The organism is Deferribacter autotrophicus (assembly GCF_008362905.1).
Taxonomy (GTDB): domain Bacteria; phylum Chrysiogenota; class Deferribacteres; order Deferribacterales; family Deferribacteraceae; genus Deferribacter; species Deferribacter autotrophicus.
Genome location: NZ_VFJB01000005.1, coordinates 319,437 through 339,631, shown reverse-complemented (window position 1 = coordinate 339,631; position 20,195 = coordinate 319,437). Strand labels below are relative to the sequence as shown.

The 20,195-nt window shown below is 27.8% G+C and carries 19 protein-coding genes; 3 read left to right on the top strand and 16 right to left on the bottom strand.

Annotated elements, in window-relative coordinates:
• Window positions 1–149: 149 nt before the first annotated feature.
• Genes FHQ18_RS07545 through FHQ18_RS07535 form a run of 3 tightly spaced genes read right to left on the bottom strand, consistent with a single transcriptional unit; the run spans window position 150 to window position 2,586 of the window.
• Window positions 150–1,364, bottom strand: coding sequence for an EAL domain-containing response regulator (locus FHQ18_RS07545; RefSeq protein ID WP_149266556.1), 1,215 nt, complete (start codon window positions 1,362–1,364; stop codon window positions 150–152).
• Window positions 1,357–2,112, bottom strand: a complete 756-nt coding sequence (locus FHQ18_RS07540; RefSeq protein ID WP_149266555.1) for a response regulator — start codon at window positions 2,110–2,112, stop codon at window positions 1,357–1,359. Before FHQ18_RS07540 ends, FHQ18_RS07545 begins: the two co-directional genes overlap by 8 nt.
• A 51-nt stretch (window positions 2,113–2,163) precedes the next feature.
• Window positions 2,164–2,586 carry a response regulator gene (locus tag FHQ18_RS07535; protein WP_188020371.1) on the bottom strand — a complete coding sequence of 141 codons (423 nt, stop codon included), beginning with the start codon at window positions 2,584–2,586 and terminating at the stop codon, window positions 2,164–2,166.
• A 630-nt stretch (window positions 2,587–3,216) separates the two neighbouring features.
• On the opposite strand from FHQ18_RS07535, the gene FHQ18_RS07530 reads away from it, so the two are divergent.
• Genes FHQ18_RS07530 through FHQ18_RS07520 form a run of 3 tightly spaced genes read left to right on the top strand, consistent with a single transcriptional unit; the run spans window position 3,217 to window position 5,460 of the window.
• The gene (locus FHQ18_RS07530; RefSeq protein ID WP_149266553.1) at window positions 3,217–3,525 is read left to right on the top strand and encodes a hypothetical protein; all 309 of its coding nucleotides are present in this window, start codon (window positions 3,217–3,219) and stop codon (window positions 3,523–3,525) included.
• 35 nt (window positions 3,526–3,560) lie between these two features.
• Complete coding sequence (locus tag FHQ18_RS07525) at window positions 3,561–5,105, top strand: ATP-binding response regulator (RefSeq protein WP_149266552.1); 1,545 nt, start codon at window positions 3,561–3,563, stop codon at window positions 5,103–5,105.
• A gap of 4 nt (window positions 5,106–5,109) precedes the next feature.
• Window positions 5,110–5,460 (top strand): Hpt domain-containing protein, encoded by a 351-nt coding sequence (locus tag FHQ18_RS07520; protein ID WP_149266551.1) that lies wholly within the window; start codon window positions 5,110–5,112, stop codon window positions 5,458–5,460.
• Window positions 5,461–5,712: 252 nt separating this feature from the next.
• Here FHQ18_RS07520 and FHQ18_RS07515 read toward each other — a convergent pair whose 3' ends face one another.
• The 13 genes from FHQ18_RS07515 to serA form a co-directional block, all read right to left on the bottom strand.
• Window positions 5,713–6,357: a histidine kinase dimerization/phospho-acceptor domain-containing protein gene (locus FHQ18_RS07515; protein ID WP_149266550.1), complete on the bottom strand. Its 645-nt coding sequence runs from the start codon at window positions 6,355–6,357 to the stop codon at window positions 5,713–5,715.
• Between the two features lie 279 nt (window positions 6,358–6,636).
• Window positions 6,637–9,126, bottom strand: coding sequence for a hybrid sensor histidine kinase/response regulator (locus tag FHQ18_RS07510; protein ID WP_149266549.1), 2,490 nt, complete (start codon window positions 9,124–9,126; stop codon window positions 6,637–6,639).
• 3 nt (window positions 9,127–9,129) lie between these two features.
• Window positions 9,130–9,966, bottom strand: coding sequence for a CheR family methyltransferase (locus FHQ18_RS07505; RefSeq protein ID WP_149266548.1), 837 nt, complete (start codon window positions 9,964–9,966; stop codon window positions 9,130–9,132).
• Complete coding sequence (locus tag FHQ18_RS07500) at window positions 9,959–11,311, bottom strand: HDOD domain-containing protein (protein WP_188020370.1); 1,353 nt, start codon at window positions 11,309–11,311, stop codon at window positions 9,959–9,961. The genes FHQ18_RS07505 and FHQ18_RS07500 overlap by 8 nt, the downstream gene beginning before the upstream one ends.
• A gap of 263 nt (window positions 11,312–11,574) precedes the next feature.
• Entirely contained in the window at window positions 11,575–11,736 is a 162-nt protein-coding gene (locus FHQ18_RS12635) for a response regulator (RefSeq protein ID WP_188020369.1), read from the bottom strand.
• Window positions 11,737–11,879: 143 nt separating this feature from the next.
• Window positions 11,880–13,943, bottom strand: coding sequence for an ATP-binding protein (locus FHQ18_RS07495; protein WP_149266546.1), 2,064 nt, complete (start codon window positions 13,941–13,943; stop codon window positions 11,880–11,882).
• Entirely contained in the window at window positions 13,943–14,167 is a 225-nt protein-coding gene (locus FHQ18_RS07490) for a hypothetical protein (RefSeq protein WP_149266545.1), read from the bottom strand. Before FHQ18_RS07490 ends, FHQ18_RS07495 begins: the two co-directional genes overlap by 1 nt.
• A 130-nt stretch (window positions 14,168–14,297) precedes the next feature.
• Entirely contained in the window at window positions 14,298–15,053 is a 756-nt protein-coding gene (locus FHQ18_RS07485) for a DUF169 domain-containing protein (protein WP_149266544.1), read from the bottom strand.
• 15 nt (window positions 15,054–15,068) lie between these two features.
• Window positions 15,069–15,491: a CBS domain-containing protein gene (locus FHQ18_RS07480; RefSeq protein WP_149266543.1), complete on the bottom strand. Its 423-nt coding sequence runs from the start codon at window positions 15,489–15,491 to the stop codon at window positions 15,069–15,071.
• Between the two features lie 25 nt (window positions 15,492–15,516).
• Window positions 15,517–17,400: an AMP-binding protein gene (locus tag FHQ18_RS07475; RefSeq protein ID WP_149266542.1), complete on the bottom strand. Its 1,884-nt coding sequence runs from the start codon at window positions 17,398–17,400 to the stop codon at window positions 15,517–15,519.
• 57 nt (window positions 17,401–17,457) lie between these two features.
• On the bottom strand, window positions 17,458–18,108 hold the full coding sequence (gene nfi, locus FHQ18_RS07470) for a deoxyribonuclease V (protein WP_149266541.1): 651 nt from the start codon (window positions 18,106–18,108) through the stop codon (window positions 17,458–17,460).
• A gap of 10 nt (window positions 18,109–18,118) precedes the next feature.
• Window positions 18,119–18,514 (bottom strand): secondary thiamine-phosphate synthase enzyme YjbQ, encoded by a 396-nt coding sequence (locus FHQ18_RS07465; RefSeq protein WP_149266540.1) that lies wholly within the window; start codon window positions 18,512–18,514, stop codon window positions 18,119–18,121.
• The gene (gene serA / locus FHQ18_RS07460; RefSeq protein ID WP_149266539.1) at window positions 18,511–20,133 is read right to left on the bottom strand and encodes a phosphoglycerate dehydrogenase; all 1,623 of its coding nucleotides are present in this window, start codon (window positions 20,131–20,133) and stop codon (window positions 18,511–18,513) included. Before serA ends, FHQ18_RS07465 begins: the two co-directional genes overlap by 4 nt.
• Between the last annotated feature and the right edge of the window lie 62 nt (window positions 20,134–20,195).

Sequence of the window (20,195 nt, the reverse complement as noted above, 5' to 3'; positions counted from 1 at the left end):
CAAGAAAAAAGAATACTTGCAGATTACTCTATCTTGACTATTAGCCTAAATTTAACTCATCAACTTTTTATAAAATAAATGAATAGGTGTTGGATGGACAACTGTATATAAAAAAATCTTTATAAAATTACTCATATAATTATTGTTTTTTATAAATTAGCTTTTAAATACTCTATTGCTTCTTCAAATGTTAAAGGCTTAGAATAATAAAATCCTTGTGCAGTATCACATCCAGACACTTTTAAATAATCAATTTCCTCTTTAATTTCACATCCTTCAACTACAATAGAAAGTCCTAATTTCTCAGCTAATAATTTAGTAGAAAGTACTATGCTTTGATTTTTATTATTCTTATGAATATTTCTTATAAAAACTCTATCAATTTTCAGCTCTGTAAAAGGAATTGCTCTCAATTGAGCTAATGATGAATATCCGGTTCCAAAATCATCAATGGAAAGTTTAAATCCTTTTAACCTGAATCGCGCCAATGAACTTAAAACTTTATCCATATTAGTAGCCAAACCACTCTCTGTGATTTCTAGAACAAAATGACTAGGAGATATACCACTATTGTTCACTCTTTCAATCAGTTCATCATAAAACCTTTCATCTTCCAACAAATTGACAAATATATTCATCGATACATAAATATCTGGATTTATTTTTTGACACAATTTCATAAATTCAATTACTTTATCAAACATGAGCATTGTAAAAGAAAATTGTATTTCCATATCGGACTCTATGATAGGAATAAACTTAAAAGGTGATACAATACCATCCTCTTTATGAATCCATCTAGCTAAAGCTTCAAATCCATCTATTCTTTCATTTAATAAATTTATTTGTGGCTGGAAATAAGGTATAAACTCTTTATTCTTTATACCAAGTAAAATCTCTTCTTTACTATAAGACTTTTCGACTTTCCCATTTAAACAACTATCCGATTTTTGTCTCTTTAATGATCCATTTTTAAAATTTTCCATCAAATCATACCATGCAGAAGAACTAAACGGTTTTGAAACAATACCCAACACCGGTATTTTATAATGCGTTACAAGGTTTTCAACGCTCTCTAATATTGAACTATCCATACCACTTACTACAACAGCATTGTTTGCTAACTCATACTTATTTACTTCTTCTAAAAATTTTATACCATCCATACCAGGCATATTCAAATCAGTAATAATTATATCATATTTAATACCTTTAGATTTATGCTCTTTTAACTTTTTAATAGCATTATTACCGTTATAAGCACCATCAATAAAATTTACACCAGCATTCTCAACCACTTGTTTAATTATATCAAACTGCAAAGTATCATCTTCTAAAATAAATACTCTAATATCTTTATTCATTATTTACCTCGTTGTATCTCACTTTAACATATTCCATATTTAATAAATACTTTTTATCCATCAACAAGTTAATATATGTTTGTGTTAATAAAGTACCATTTTTTAATAGTAATTTGCCATTTCGATTAAAAATATCTTCAGCCAAAGTCATACCTGGTTTTACATCATCAATCACCATTTCTTTCACACCGTCTGATGATTTAACTTCAGATTGTTCTTCTACTATTTCCTCACTCCTAATTTCTAAATCAAATTCAAAATCTTTCTTTTCTCCACTTTTGAATTTTTTGTTTTCTATATCTACATATACATCTAACTCTTCATAGAATGAAGGAGATTGTACTTGCTTATGTTTTCCTATAGCATTTACTACTCTTTCAAATAATATTGTTGGTCGCGGAGGCTTGACAATAAAATCACTAACATCAAAAGCTATTACATTTTTCACTATATCCAAATCCGTAAAGCTTGTTATAACTATTATAGGTATATTTAAAACTACATCAGACTGTTCTGATCTAATTTTTTTTATCAACTCTACACCACTCATGCCTTCCATATTCAAATCAACTAATAATATATCAAATTTAGATGTTTTAAAAAGCTCAATTGCCTGCTCCCCACTTGATACAGTCATAACATTTTGAAAACCATAATTTCTCAACATATCAGCCATTATCTTTTGGCTCAAAACTTGATCATCAACTATTAATATCTTAGCTTTTTTTACTGCATTTGATAACTTCATGATAAAATCCACCTGGAATAATAATCAAAGATATAACATAAATAATTAACTTCAATACTTAGTTAAAAACTTTAAAATAGTATGTATCAACTCATCAGAATTAATTGGTTTTTGTAAAAATCCATTCATCCCTACTTGAAGTGCCCTTTCTCCTCCAAATTCTTTTGTACTAGCAGTTAATGCTAAGATAGGTAAATCTTTAAAACCATCCATTTCCCGAATCTTCATTGTAGTTTCATAACCATCCATTTTAGGCATTTGACAATCCATAATAATAAGATCAATATCTTTAGATAATTTTTTTAAAGCATCAAGACCATCTTCAGCTTCTATCACTTCTACTCCATACATATTCAGAATATCCTTTAAAACAATTCTATTTACAAAATTATCATCAACTATTAATATCTTACATCCATTTAAAATTTTATAGTTTTTTTTCTCAATATGTTCTTTAATACTTTTAATATTCATAACCATTTCTCATACATATATTTTCTGCAATGAAATCAAAGAGTTTCGACATTGTTAGCGGTTGCTTTGACCAATAACAAATGCGAAACTAATAATTTTTATCAATATTCTCATTTAATGTATATTATTACTTCAACTTATCGTATAAAATCTTTGCATAACTGAAAGGCTCACCAAAAGTCAAGTTATTTTTTCAATTGTACAGTGCCAACTTTGAACCGTCTTTTAAAAATCTTCCTATATCATCAGCTTTTCTATCCGATTATTTTTACCTTACGAAACCTAAATAATCTTTTTACTCTTAAAAATACTTTCTTTTTCTCATCGCTAAACCTATAATTTGGTGACCAACCTATCAATTAATTTATTTTATCAATATATGTTAGCTCATAAAATCTATACTCTGTTTCCCAATCTGCATATCCAAATTAATATATTTTTCACAAAAATACCTCACTAAATTTATTTAATCATTAAAGTACCACATTTTACCCTTAAAAACCAGCGCCTTATGCACTCTATAATAAACTTTGCCATGCAAAAATCTCATATATCTAAATTTATTTTAATTAATATTACATTTTAGTGACTAAGTGTTTAAAAAATATTAAATTTCTGCTATTATAAAAAATGGATGATAAAAATTTACCAACTCCCAAAAGTATAAAAAATATAATTTTATCAGTTGCAATAATATCTTTAATAATTGCTTCTTTTGGATTTTTTATACTAAATAAAAGTGATAAAGCCATAGTAAGAGCTCACAATCAAAGTAATTTAAACCGTAAGATATTATATCTATTAGCAAAAATTGAAAATAAATACGAATATTGCGCATTTAAACTCTTTAATAATCATAAAACAGAAACAAATATCTCAGAAAAACAGTTAAAACATTGTGATAAAATATTTAAATCAATTGAAAACAAATTGATTTAATTCATAATAAAATAGAATTAATAAGAAAGGATTATTTGTTAAAAGAAAAATCAATATCAAGTAAAATTAATAAACTACTTTATCATAGGAAACTTATAATAATTACTATAATTATAATTATTTTTATTTACGTAATCATCACTGATATTATTATAATTAAAAGAATTAATTATAATGATCAATTTTTAAAGAAAAAAATAGAAGAAAGCAAAATTGCTCTTGAAACAAAACAACAATTCTTATCTACAATGAGCCATGAAATACGAACTCCTTTAAATGGTATTATCGGAATTACAAATTTATTAAAAAATTTTAATTATCCTCCAGAACAAAAAGAATTAATTAATACACTTGAAAACGCTTCAAAATCACTTTTAATGATAATCAATGATATTCTTGATCTTTCTAAAATTGAAGACAATAAAATAAAAATAACAAAAGAAGAGTTCTGTTTGGAAAGAGAAATCATTGAACTCATTGACATGTTTGTTTTAGAGGCTACTAAAAAAAATATAGAACTTATCTTGAAGTATGACAGTTCAATTCCTAATGTATTAATAGGAGATTACGGTAAGCTTAAGCAAATTTTGTATAATCTGCTTAGTAATGCGATAAAATTTACAGAAAAAGGTCATGTCAAACTTTCAGTAGTTAAAAAAGCCGAAGCTAACAACAACGTAGTTCTAGATTTTTCCGTGGAAGACACTGGAATTGGTATAAAAAAAGAAAATATAGAAGAAATTTTTAATCCATTTTATCAAATTCAACAAACCAGAATCAGAAAATCTGGTGGTACAGGGTTAGGCCTTGCGATAACAAAAAATTTAATTAATATACTTGGCGGAGATATTAAAGTAAATAGTGTAGAAAATAAAGGGACATCTTTTAAATTTACATTAAGTTTTGAGAAAAGTGGTGATATAATTATCAATCAAAAAGATTTTCTAAAAGATTATCATATCTTTTTTATAATTCAAAAACATGAAATGATACCAATCTATGAAGACATTTTTAATTTTTACAATGTTAAAAATTTTACAATTTCTGATGATATGAGTGTTCTATTTAAAGAAGCCGAAAAATCTAGCAAAACCCTAAAGAAAATTATAATTATTGATGAAGATATTTTATTTGATAAAACTAAAAATAACGAAGCTATAAGATTCTTATACCAATATAAGAAATCTACAAATATTTATCTATATGCAAAAAGAATAAATGAACGTTTAATAAAAATTATAAAGCTATACAATCTCTATCTAATACAAAAACCTTTTACTCTATCGAAACTCTTTAATGTTCTTATAGGACATAATTATTTTGAGAAAAATTTGGTTAATTTCAAAATTAACAAAGGTAACAAAATAATAAATAAGCTCAAAAATAAGAAAATTTTAGTTGTAGATGATAATGAGTTAAACAGAGATATAATAAAATCTTTTTTAATACATTATGAAGTAAATGTTGAAACAAGTGATAACGGCTTTGATGCAATAAATAAATGTTTAACCAATGATTTCGATGCAATAATTATGGATTATCATATGCCAGTAATGGATGGGATAGAAGCAACAAAATGAAGTTATGGTTGGTAATGAAAATTTAATATCATTTCCTTTATTGGAAGAAATTTATAAGGATAAATCCAAGCTTATAAATATTCTTCAAAATTATATATCGCAAAATGAAAAAGATTTTATAGAGTTAAAAGATGCTATAGAACAAAGTAACTACACAAAGATAAAAGACACAGCTCATAAGATGAAAGGTTCTGCTAAATATCTAGAACTTCAAAAAATTGTAAATATATTACAAAAAATAGAAAATTATGCTTTAGAAAAGAATATAGATCAAATAAAAGAAAACTTAATAAAGTTATCTGAAGAATTAAAACATACCTACGACAAAATTAATGAATATATTATCAAAACTTAAATTACAATATGTTAAACAAAAACTCATCAAAAAATAACAATAATACATATTTTTTTATTTATTAAGAACAAGTTAGAGATTAAAACTTTTACCAAAAAAAATATTAAAATTAGATAAGATACTGTCAAACAAACATATATTAGAGATTGAGCATTAAAAGTAAAATACAAGCTTACTGAGTTCTGAAAACAACCTTGAAAAACTAGAGGAAAATATAAAATAGATTCTAAGTTATTTTACCCCAATAGCCAGTTAACCTGTTTCTGAACTATTTGAATTAAAAATAATTTTTAATATAAAAGCATTATCAGTCTCTTTAGATTCAATATGTGCATTTAAAAAATCAACTAATGATTCTATTACTGAAACCTTCAAAAAAAGTATTCTATTTTCTACTTTATCAATTTTATAATCAAAACATTCTTTTAAATAACTTATTTTATTAAAATAGAATGAAATTTTTACGTAATCTTTTAATTGCTCGACATGCACCTTCACTATACTACTATTATTAACAGCTAAAGAAAAAACTCTTTTTATCAATTCATTAAAAAATTTTTCATCATTATGTAAAATAATTTCATCTTCATTTTTTATAACTTCAATGTTGTTTGGAAATTCAGAAAAATGAGTATCTTTTACAAATCTCAATTCATCATAGACACAAATCTCGTTTACTTTTTTTTGAATTCTTCCTGATTCTATATTAGATAACAATGATATATCTTCTATTGATAATTGCAATTTTTCTAAAGAATCAAAAACATATCTCAAATATTCATTAGATGTGCTTAAATTATCTTTACTTTCAAGAAGTTGTAGCAAACCACTTATAGAACAAATATAATTTAATAACTCATGGCTAATAATAGAAACTGGTAAAAATTTATTTTTCATATAAGCTCCATATAATTTTGACTAAATTATCCATACATATGAATGTTTGTCAACTGCTTGTTATATTAAAGATGGATTTATATTAAAACATTTAAATCAACACAAGATTAAATATTGCAAATATACTAAACACCAGCAGTTGATAGCATAGTGTCAGCTGTTATGAAATTGTCAACCTCATAATGATAGATGAAGTAAGAATACTAAAAGGAGGTTGATAAGGTTTATAACAACTGACAGGCTCTAATAATTAAAAACCCACAGGTATATCTTTGTATGCTACTTTATTTTTTTCAACGAAAATCTTTTCTTTAGTGTCTTGATAAAAACCTCAATATTAATAGGCTTTGTTAAAAAATCATCAAAACCGAGTTGCTTAAGATTGTCTACTTCATCTTTAAACGCTTTAGCTGTTAGAGCAATAACACACAAATCATTAAAGTTAAAATCATTTTTAATTTTTTCAATAGTCTCATATCCATCCATAACTGGCATTTGAATATCAAGTAAAACCAAATCATACTCTTTGTTCTTTAATTTATTGATAGCTTCCAATCCATTTTCTGCTTCATCAATTTTTACATTATAATCTTTCAAAATTTCTTTTATTAAAAATCTATTAGCAAAATTATCTTCCACCAGCAAAATCTCATAAATATCCTTATCAATAATAGGTTTTGTATCCTCGAATCCACCCAAATTATCATTTAAATCTTTACCTTCTTTTTCGAAAACCTTTTTTTCATCATAATTGTTTAAAAACTTATTTAATAAATCTTTTAAATAATGCCTATTATCTTTACCTTTAATAAAGTATCCTTTAATCAAATTTTTATACCCAATAAATCTACTTTCATCTAAATCCATGGCTGTAACTATAATAACATTTATTTTTAGGTTATTTGTTAACATATAATCTAAAATTTCAAAACCACTCATCTTAGGCATATCCAAATCAAGTAAAATGATATCAGGAACTTCTTTTTCAATGAGATTTTTTGCTTCAAGGCCATCTACAGCAACCAGAATTTCTATATCTAAAGAAACTTCTTCCAATAGCTTCTTAACTTCATTTAAAACAAGCACATCATCATCAGCAACTAACACTTTTGCTTTTTTACTACCACTATCAGAATCCTTATAATAAAACTCCGAAAAAGCTAAGACGTCCTCTTTATTTGAAAAATCTTGAGATCCACCTCTATTAACAGTCTGTTTTTCAGGTAGGTATACAGTAAAAACACTACCCTCTCCTACTTTACTGCTCACTTCTATTTTACCATCCAAAATTTCAACCAGTTTTTTCGTCAGTGCCAAACCTAACCCAGTCCCTTGTATGTAAGCTTTCTTCCTAGCAGTAGTAAATGGTTCAAAAATATTGGCTAAAAATTCCTCTGGTATACCAGGGCCCGTATCTGCTACAGACATTGCAACATATTGATCTTGAGAAAAAACAGAAAATTCTACTTTCCCTTTCTCTGTATATTTCACAGCATTTGACAATAAGTTAATTAATATCTGTATCACCTTATATTTATCCGTTTCAATTAAATCATTTTCTATATTACAACTTACAATAAAATCTAAATTTTTCTCTGCACATAGAGGTTTTATTATCTTTGAAACATAATCTATTATCTCTCTTACATTAAATTCTTCTACATTTATGTCAATTTTTCCTGACTCAATCTTTGACATATCAAGAATATCATTAATTATATTTAATAACTGTTTTCCACTAATGTTTATAATTTCCAGCTTTTCCAACATATCTTCATCAATATTTTCAGTTTTTAAAAGTAACTCACTTAACCCTACAATAGAGTTTAATGGGGTTCTTAACTCATGTGACATATTAGCAATAAATTCTGATTTATATTTTTGGGCATTATCTAACTTTTTACTATATTCTTCCAATTCTTGTTTTTGAACCCTAAGCTCTTCTGTTTGTGCTTCTAGTTCTTCACTTTGAGCTTGTAATTCTTTGTATTGAGCTTCTAAAATTTTATTTTTTTCCTCAAGTTGGTTTCCCATATTTACCAGTGCTTCTGTATACTTCAACTGTTGAATTGCATACCCTACGTGCTTTATTACATCCTTTAAAATAACTACCATATCCTTATCCATTTTCTTAAAAGAAAGACACTCTAATACTGCAACAACCTCATCTTTAGAAAGTATTGGAAAATAGTTTACATAAAATGAATTTACTTTAATAAAGTTTGATATAAAGAGAGTGTTATTTTCAGGATTTTCTAAAAATAATGAATAGTGTTTTTTATTGTAAACACAGTAGCTACCAATAAATTGATCCAAATTAAATTCCATCTCAGGCTCAAATTCTGTTGAGCTACATTTTGCATATTTCAAAACTAACTTATTATCGTTCTTTTCGTATAAATATCCCGAACCACCGAATATAAAATTATTCTCTATTAATATGTTAAAAATCCCGGCAAATACTTCTTCAAATGAGGATGAATTATTGATATTTTCAAGAATTTTTATATTAATTTTACTTAAAAGCTCATACCGAACTAACCGTTTATCAATTTCTAAAGATTTTTTCCACTGCCTATAAACTATAACACTAATAACAATACCTAAAAATATAGCATTTGAGAAAAAAAGTAGTAAAAAAGTATGGGTTTTATTAAAATCTTTTACAAATAAAATAGGTAATAAGTACACTAATGGATATAAAAACAACAAATAAATTAAAAAAATATTCTTGGTTCTTAAAATAACATTTGTTTCTTTAATGCTCATTAATTAACACCTCTCACCTAAATACTTATATATTCTTACACCACTAGATATTTCTTTAAAATATTTACTATACTTTTTATTAATATATTCACTTTTGCCTTGTATAAAATAACCATTTGTGGCCAAAATCTCAGTAATCTTTTTAATCAATTCATTTTGCAGTTCTTTGTCCAAATATATTAATAAATTTCTACAAAATACAAAATCATACTTAAATGCACCAACAATTTTACGTGTTTTACCTTCTAATATATTTTCATCTATAAATGTTATACAATCCTTCGGAATTAATTCTTTATTAAAAATATAACTATCATTTTTTTTGATAAAATATTTTTCAACAAAACTATGAGGCACATTTTTTATTGAACTTTTAGAATATGTAGCTTTATTAGCCTGTATTATAGCATCCTCATCTAAATCAACTCCAACTATTTTGAATTCAAAATTTTTATTCTTCTCTCGATACTCATTAAGTATCATAAAAATTGTATAAACTTCTTCTCCCGTAGAACAGCCAATACTTAATACTTTAATGTAATTCTCACCTTTTTTTAACAACGTATTCACTAAATTATCAAAAATATAAAAATATAATGGGTCTCTAAAAAATTCAGAGGTATTTATCAAAAAAAGATTCACCAAAACATCAATTTCTTTATCCACATTTTTTATCAGATAATTATAATACATCAAAATATTTTTAAAACCTAACATTATTAATCTGTGATTAATCCTTCTAAAAATTGTATTAAATTTGTATTTTGTAAAATCGATATTTTTTTCATTTTGTATAATTTTAAGAATTTTTTCTACAATTTTTTGCTCATCGCTAATCATTTACTATTTCCTCTGCTATCGAAAAAAAATATCCTACCTGGTTTATAATAACTTCTAATGAGCTAAAATCAATTCCAAGATTATCCACAATCTCTGACGAATTTTTAAAAGGAAGTTTTGAAATATGTATGCTTGACCCTAAGATATAGTTTGATACAATAGCGTTAGAAAACGCTATAATAGAAACAAATTTTTTATACTCGTCAGATGCATAATGTGGCGTATGATGAGTATAAACAGCTTCACAAATAATCTTTGGAAAACCCAATCTTTTTAGAAAATCACCTCCCACTTTTGCATGTAAAGTTGTTTTAAAAGAATTTTCTACAAACCTCAAAATCTTTATTCTATGGGAAGTATCGTATTTTAAACTAGTATATTTATCCAAAATAATCTTACCAATATCATGAAAGAGACCTGCTATAAAAACATCTTCCGAATTTAAATCAGTATATTCAGCAATATAATCAGAAAATAGAGCAACAGTAAAAACATGAATTCTATAAGCTTTTAAATCAGTAGAGTAAAATTTTAATTCATCACTTGATAAAGACTTTAATAATTCAGAAGAGACAAATTTATAAAAATTTTTCATCCCTAAATACGATAAAGCGTATCTTACATTCGTAATTTTCACTCTTGGCGAATAATAGGCAGAATTAACATGTTTTAAGAGGCTTAATGTCAGCAAATCATCACTTTTTACTAATTGTTCAAGATAGTCAAAATCAATATTTTTGTTTCTCAACTTTATTAACTTAATCAGTTTATCAACACGTGGATGCACTTCAATTTTGACATTATCAATCTCTTTTAAAAACTCACTAAAGTTCACATCTGATAAATTAGATTTATCATAATATTCATTATCTCCAAGAGTAAAAACATTGAATTTGTAATCAGTTGTATCAAAAACTAAAACTCTTGGTTTCTCACCTAAACAATCTTCATGTATTATTTTAATATCAAATTCATTTAATATCTTTTTTACAGCTATATAATTTTGCATACCTATATCAAAATAATCTGCTCCACCTATACTAGCACCACCAGCCATAATAGCTTCCAAATTAGATTCGACACAACCATATTTTTTCATTAAGTTTATTAAATATTTTATCCCCTTATCAGCATAAGCTGTAACATTTTCATTTTCAAATTTATATTTTTTAGAATTAGGAAGTAAAATATGTATTCCTCCAACTACATTTCTGTTTCTGTCTATCAGTAAAACCCCAACACAGGAGCCTAATACAATCTTCACCCTGCACGGAATACTCTTTACAACTTCACACTTGCCTATTTCAATATAGACTTCGCTTAAATTATTGTTATAGTTAATCATTGTAGTTTCCATATATTTTATCAAACTCTTTATCTATTTTTAGTAATTTAAATGGAGAATTTTCTAAAATTTTATATCCAATTGATGTGTGAATCTTTATTATCTCAAACTCTCCTTCTGTTAATTTACTAGGTTTTTAACAAAATATTATCTAGTATTCCCTTTTTCACTACATCATGATGCATGGTGCTGACTGTGTAGCCTCAAGCCTGTGTCATCATCATTAAAACCAATTTGTTTACATATATATCTTGCATATTAACCTACCTTTTTAATATGAATAAAGGGTAACTTATAAAATCATTAGCACCAACTTCACGCATCTTCACCTTACTACCTCTGTCGTTTAAAGCTGTCAACATTATAATAAGTGTTCCATTTGTTGAAGAATTTTTTTTGGATAATTTTAGTAGCTTAAAAAGCATCTATATTTGGCATCACAATATCCATTAAAATCTAGTCTGGCAAAAAAAACTGATTTTTCTATAGTTTTTTACCATATTGAGCCATTTCACACACATAATCTTTTAATAAAGCTTATAATAACTTTATATTTAATATTTCATCATCAACTATCAGTACCTTTTCCACGTATCTCTCCATTTTCAGGAATTATAAATTTGAAACAACTACCCTCTCCAACTTTACTCTCTACCCATATTTTACCATCATGTAATTCTACTAGTTTTTTGCATAAAAAAAGTCCAATCCCAATACCTTCATATTTTCTCTTATAAGAAGCATCTACTTGAGAGAAAGCTTTGAATAGCTTTTTCTGATCTTCATCAGATATACCTATACCATTATCCCATACTTCAAAAAGAATAAAATCTTCATTATCTTCTTCATATTTTCTTATTTTTATCCCTATATCTTTTTCATTAGGTGTAAACTTTATTGCGTTATCAAGCAAATAAAACAGTATCTGTTTGAGCATTCTTTTATCAGCTCTAATTACTGAAACGTCCTCATCTATTTCTACTTTAATTTTATTTTCTCTTTTCATCTCTTTTTCTTTAAACAAATTAAGAACATTAAAAGTAATCTCCCTAATATCCACATCCTCAAAAAATGGCTTTTGATGCTCAGCATCTATTCTTGATACATCTAAAATATCATTTATAAGAGACAAAAGACGATCACCGCTTTTTTTGATATAATTAACATACTCTTTATAATCTTCTTTTAAATCATCAGCTACTGATAAAATATTTGAAAAGCCGATAATTGAATTTAGAGGTGTCTTGAGCTCATGAGACATCGTTGAAAGAAATTCTGATTTTGCTTTATTTGCTGCTTCAGCTTGCTCCTTTGCATAAACTAACTCTTTAGTCCTTTCCGCTACTAAATAATTTAAGTTTTCTAAAATCAGTTTATTTTCTATTGCTAATGTCACCTGATTTATAATTATTTCCAAATCTTTTATCAATTTTTCATCAAAAAATGAAGATTTACAACTATATAAATTTAATACTGCTACAACATTATTGTTTTCATTTAATAACGGAATCGCCATCAAAGATTTTAAATCGTAAATTTTAGCCTTATTTAACCAGGGATAAAATTCATCAGATAATTCCAGATTGTCTATTTTTACGATACGTTTCTCTTTTATAGACTTCCCAGTGGGGCTGTTTCTATACTCACTTTCATCATACTTTACAATCATATCTTTAATATATTCTTGAGCCTTGCCACTACTTGCAACTATTCTCACTGTTTTATCATTATCATTAGGAAAACCAAGCCATACAAGATCCAAATTGAAGTTTTTGCATAATATTTCACAAATTTTATTATAAAAATCATCACCTTTTATTTTTAATAACTCACTACTTATATCAATTATTTTATTTCTATTCTCTATATTTGCCTTAATTGATTCAGCCATTTCTACAATTGTTTCAGCCAACTCTCCAATTTCATTTTTCACCTTAAAGTCTATATCAACATTATAATTATCATTTTTTATCTTTTCCAACTCTCTAACAAGCTTTCTTATAGGAGTTAACAAATTTTTATTAATGTATATCAAAGACCATATAAAAATTAATAAAATAGTACCTAATACTAAAACACGAATTTTCATAAAATTTCTAATTTTATAATCATAATTTTTCTCTAATTTTGTCACAAACAAGTCAATTTTATTAAATAAAGATTCAACTTTACTGTTTAAATCGTATAATATTTCTTCCATATTTTTAAACGATGAATTATAATTAGATTTTGAGATTTGTATAAACAACGGTTTGAAGTCTTTTTCCCAAATTATGTCAATATTTTTTATATAATTAAATAATTCACTTTCCTCATTTAAATACTTAAATATTACGTTATGAACCAAGTACTCAAAATTTCTTAACTCATCTTGTAACTCTTTTTTAAGGTTTTGATTATTAATTACATCCTTATCTGTTTTTGAATTTTCCATATTTGTTTTAACTATCATATGTGACAACCACATCATTTTATAAAATTTATACCTAAGTTGCCCAGTTTTATTAATTATTGATGCATCATCTTTTATTTTATTGACAAACAAACGACTTTTGTAAGCCGCACCCATTATCAATATAAAAATTAATATAAAAATAAAATAAACTCTAAAAATAATTGAATTAAATTTCATTAATTAACCCCTTGATGTGTCAGTAAAATACATACACTATATTTTAAATATTTTTTATTTTCCTCTTTTAGCCTGTCTATAGGCTTCCTCAATTCTAAAGAGTCAAATACTTTTCTGATTTCCGATGTAGAAGGTAATAAATGAGAAATTTTAACTACCTGAGCCAAATCAGTTGGTAAAAAACAGAAAAAAACAAATAAGCCTAAATTCAAATTGCTTTTCATGCATTATTTTAGCACATTTTTTTTACTGTTCAAATTTCTTTTTTATTGAAACTTTTTCTAAAAAATGTCTTTACAGTAGTTAGCACTTTTTCAGTGCTAACTACATGATTACAAATGACTTATTTTAAGATTAGTCAGTTTCAAAAGTTGTATAATCCTTTGGTAAACTGCACTCCTCTTTTAAATCAAATGGTATTGGATATCTAATGCCCGCTTTATGTGTTGCTTCAAGCCCTTCAATAACTTCATCAATTTTAACATAAGGGATCCCCACTGCAAGCTCAAAATCTTGAGTCATAGCAAAACGTCTATCGCCAAGGCAAGGAATTTCTATCTTTGGTTCTTTGGTATTAAATGCTTCCACAACACATCTTGAACATACGCCTGCATCACCACTACTTTTAATAATAAATTCACCACCCCTATGATAAAGAAAAGCCTGAACAAACCTCATCGCTTGCGCTGTATTTACATAGACAACAATAACATCTGGCTCAATACCTTCCACAGGTCGAGTTAGAGGGTATGTTAAAAATCCCTGAAATCTCTCCTTAACTCTAGGCATTGAAGCCTGCATACTTTTTGCAGCATCCAAGTCTTTTTGATAAATAGAACAGTTTACATGCCCTTCCAACACTCTTTCAGGGGTCTTTATCAATCCACAATTACTTGCACCTAAAACACAGTAGCTGTAATGCCCCTCCACATATGTAGACCATCCATAATATCTTGAATAGGCAATCTGCTGACAAATGGCAATTTTTCTGTTTTTGAGTTTAATCTTTGCATCTGTAAGCAAGCTACCATCTTTTATAAACTTCGTGGCAACAGGAAGGGTAAGGGGTTTAACTGTTTTTTCTAAAGTTTTTAAAAATGTTTCAAACATAATTAACTCCTGTTTTTAATCACATTTATCATTTTCAATAAATGCTTTTAACACATCTCCTAATGAAATTATCCCTACAAGCGTATCATTTTCTATTACCGGTAATCTGTGTATAAATTTAGTTAAAAAAAGTTCTGCAGCTTTTTTCAATGAATCCTCAGGTCCTATTGTAATCGGAGGTTTCCCCATAATTGTCTTTACTGGTGCGTCTGTGAGTTCTTTCACATCAACAAGGGGTATTTGTTCAGCTTCATGTAAAATATCAGGAAGTTGTGAAAGCAAATCAGATTCGCAGAAAACTCCAACAAGTTTACCCTCATCGTTCAAAACAGGAACACCAGAAACATTCCTTTCCCTTAACCTCAAAACCACATCTCTAATTTTTTCATTTTCATTTGCTGTTATTACTTTTTTTGTCATAAAATCTTTAACTTTCATAATCAAACATACCTCCAACAATATTTTAAAGCATTTGTGTTGCTACTTCTTTTAATATATCTCTTTGAACTTCACCATTTGGTGTCTTTGGTATCACAGTGGTTATCTTATAAACATCGGGTAAAATAACTTCCCCTACAGAATCAATTATAAGCTCATTAGTTTCTCTAAAAATATCATCATATAAGCTCTCATCTATATTTTTATTTAACACACAAAAAGCTATTAATGTCTCACCACGCTTTTCATCAATGACATTTACCACAGCAGCATCTTTTATAAACTTATGTTTTTTAATCGCATCTTCAATCATAAACAGATTTATTCTCTTCCCACCCACATGAAGCACATCATCAAGACGACCAAGAAGATTTATATCGTTATTATCAGTATATTCTCCCCCATCACCAGTTCTAAAATACTTTATTTTATTATATTCCTTTATATAAATAGATTGCAGCATTTGTTTATTACCACATATTCCTGCAGTAAGGGAGGGAAATGGTGACGCAAAAACCAGTTCCCCTTTAGTGTGACACTTTTTCACTAGACTTCCTGTCTTACCATCAATAAGCTCAAGATTTATCCCTGGTAAAGACTTACCTACAGAATACAAATCACTTATCTCGCTAAAGCCAGGGATTTGAGCAGCTACAGCTCCCCCTGCCTCAGTAATAGTCAAGATATTAATAATAGGGTTAGATTTATTTAACAATTTTACAAATGCCCATTTCAGACTTTCTTCATCTCTTTTCTCACCACCTGTAGCAATAAGCTTTAGATGATTCTGCCTTCTAAAAACCCCCTTTTTTTCATCGGCTTTCATTAATCGGCTCAAGATTGTTGGAGTTGTATAGAATTTATTAATATTATATTTATCCAAAAACTCATAAAAGTTATGTGCATTATCAATATCAATAGTGTCTTCATAAATAAAAACTGTTTGGCCATTCAGTAATGGCCCATAAATTTTATAGACATGACCTGTAATCCAGGCAATATCAGCCGTATTCCACAACACATCATCATCAGATGGGTCAAACAAAAGAGAGTAAGAAAACTTTGCCCATAACAAAAATCCAGCAACTCTATATCTTAGCGCTTTTGGTTCTTTAAGGTGAGTTGAAGTAACTAATGTAAATAAAGTATCATTTGCATCATAAACAGCCTCTTCTATTGCAAAAGCTCTTGAATAATCCTCATCACTAATTAAATCGTGATACCATAAATCACGTAAAGGTTTCATATGAACACGCTGTCCTAATCTTTTAACAACTATACATAATTTAGGTTTATGTCTTGCGAGATTTATGGCTTCATCAACCTTTTTTTTCAAGTTAACTGTATTTTTAGAATAATATCCATCAGCAGTTATTATAACCTTATATTTACAATCATCAAATCTACTAGCTAAATTCTCAGGCGAGTAACTGGGATGATATACAGTATGTACTACACCGATTTTAACACATGCAAGTATAGCAATAATTAGCTCTGGAATATTTGGCATATAAATCAAAACATAATCATTTTTCTTTAAGTTTAATTTCTTTAAAGCCGATGCAAATTTGGAAACATCTGAATACAAAGACTGATAGGTAAGAATCCTTTCTGAATAATCAGCTCCTCGCCATATAATGGCAGATTTATTTCTTCTACCATTTTTTAAATGAACTTTTAATACATTTTTTATTGGGCTTATTTTACCATTTAAAAACCAGTTTGTTTCAAAGTTATTTTCATCATAACAGCAAGTAAAAAATTTCTCTTCCCATTCTAATAATTCATTGGCTAATTCTTCATAAAAATGCTTTAGGTTTTTGGATTTTTCGTAAAACCGTTTTATATCATCCGAAGAATAAATTTTACGTTTATATTCAATACATAACCTATTTAACTCATCAACCATCTTCTAGACCTTTAGAATTTATACACTATAAATAAAACATAATTTCATAAAAATCAACTAATTTGAATCAATAATCGCCCTTTTATACTTTTCTGCATAAATATGAGCATGCCTTGTAGGCTCAGGCAATCTATATTTATTTACAAATTGCATAACAATTCTCATGCTACTTTCGATATCTGTTAAATGCCCCGGTGATACATAAATTGGTTTTACCTTTGTTCTACTCCTTAAAACAACGCCTAATTTCTCATTTTTATAATACAGATAACTGAAACTCCCCTTTTCTAATTCCGGCTCAACATAATCACCCACAAGTTTTGATTTAGCACACCCAATCGAGGGTACTCCAAAAACAACTCCAAAATGAGTAGCTAGTCCAAATTTTCTAGGATGAGCTATCCCTTGAGAATCCAAAATAAAAATATCAGGCTTCACCCTTAATTTTTTATATGTATCATAAATAACCGGTAATTCCCTAAATGAAAGTAATCCTGGGATATAAGGCATATTTATTTTTTTATGAGAATTTTGCACCTCAACAATATTAAAATCCTTATCAACCACTACTATTGAACAAAATGCCAAATTATCCTTTTTAGAAAAAGAAACATCAATACCGGCAGCAAGATTAATATTTTTATCAAATTCTTTGATAACAGTTTTTTTAAATAACTTTTCTTGCAAAATTCTTAAGTGTTTATACATATAAAGGCTGTTAACTACTAATAAATTTTAAATAAACTTTTCTTCTACGAGGTCCATCAAACTCGCAGAAAAATACCCCTTGCCAAGTACCAAGCACCAATCTACCATTTTCAACAATTACATTTTCACTGCATCCAATAATTGACGATTTTAAATGCGCATCCGAATTCCCTTCCAAATGTTTAAAAGGGAAACTAGACGGTACCAGTTTTGATAAAAAATCTATTATATCTTCTTTTACGGTATAATCTGCATTTTCATTTATAGTAATAGCAGCAGTGGTATGAGGGGTGTAAATGTGTAATATTCCACTATTCCACCCCTTTTTTCCCACAATTTTTTCAATTTCAGATGTAATGTCTATCAACTCTTCTCGTCTTTTACTGCTAATAGATAATTCTATCATATCTCAACCACATTAGCCTCTATCATACCATCAATTTTCTTAATTTCATCAAGAACTTCTTCTGTTATCTTATTGTCAACTGATACAAAAGCAATAGCTTCACCACCATTTTGCCTAGCCAGCTCAAAACCTGCTATGTTTATATTGTTTGAACCAAGAATAGTTCCTACTTTCCCGATTACTCCAGGCCTGTCGAAATTTCTAAAATAGATAAAGGTTCCTTTAGGGATAATATCAAGTCTGAAATCATCAAACATCACAATACGTCCTTCATTATCATTGAAAACAGTTCCTGCAATAACTCTTTTCTCTTTATCCGTGATAACTTCAAAAACAAGAAGATCATTATATTTATCATAAATGTCTCTTTTAGACTCAATTACATTAATATTCCTATCTTTGGCAAAATATGGTGCATTTATGTAAGATACGGTTTCCTGCATACTTACTTCTAAAAATCCTTTTATAGCAGCAATGGTAAATGGTTGATAACTAAAAGGAGTATCAAAAGTCCTTTCACAAATATCTTCTTCAAACTTTTTACCTACCAAAGTAACTTTAATTTCATCAGGTCTTCCTTTAATAGTTTGAGCTGCTAACTTACCAATATTTTCAATTAACTCGAAATAAACCTGCAAATCTAAAGGCAATTGGGATTTCATAAAAGGTATATTGACAGCATTCATATATGATTTGCCGTGTAAAGCATTTACTATCTGCTCAGCAATAATAACAGCTACCCCTTTTTGCCCTTCTTCTGTATTTGCACCTATATGAGGAGTCACAAAAAGATTATCAAGCTCAAGTAGCTTATTATCTTTGGGAGGTTCTTTTTCAAAGACATCTATGGCAGCGGTAAATACCTTACCTGATTTCAGTGCATCGTATAAATCATTCTCATTTATAATTCCACCTCTTGCACAGTTTACAAGGATAACTCTATCCTTCATCATCTCAATTTCTTTTTTAGTAATCATATTCTTAGTTTCTTTTGTAAGAGGAGTATGGAATGTTATTATGTCTGAAATCTTCAGTAAATCTTCCAATTTCTCAAGCAAAGTTACACCCAAAGAATCTGCTTTACTTTTTTTAATATATGGATCATAAGCAACAACCTTCATTCCAAAACTTTTAGCTCTAATAGCCACATTACTACCGATTCTACCAAGTCCCACAATACCAAGTGTTTTATTGAAAAGCTGAATCCCCATAAACTTTTTTCTATTCCACTCACCATTCTTTAAAGAATTATTGGCAGCAGGAATTTTTCTTGCAGCTGCAAGCATCATACCCATTGTCAATTCAGTTGCTGCAAGGGTGTTTCCAGTAGGAGCATTCATTACAATTATCCCTTTTTTACTCGCTGCCTCTATATCCACATTGTCAAGCCCTACTCCAGCACGACCAATAATCTTTAGTTTCCCTGGATTTTCTAATAAATCAGCAGTCACAGTAGTCCCACTTCTTGTAATTATTGCATCATAATTGCCGATAATTTTTTTAAGCTCATCGTGGGAAATCCCAGGTTTTTCTTCTACTTCTATATCTCCACTATCAAGGAGGATTTTTACCCCTTCTTCTGCAATATGATCAGTAATTAAAACTTTAAACTTTTCCACAGATGACCTCCATAATTTTTATTTTTGGCTGATATTAACAAAACCTATAATATTTATCAAGA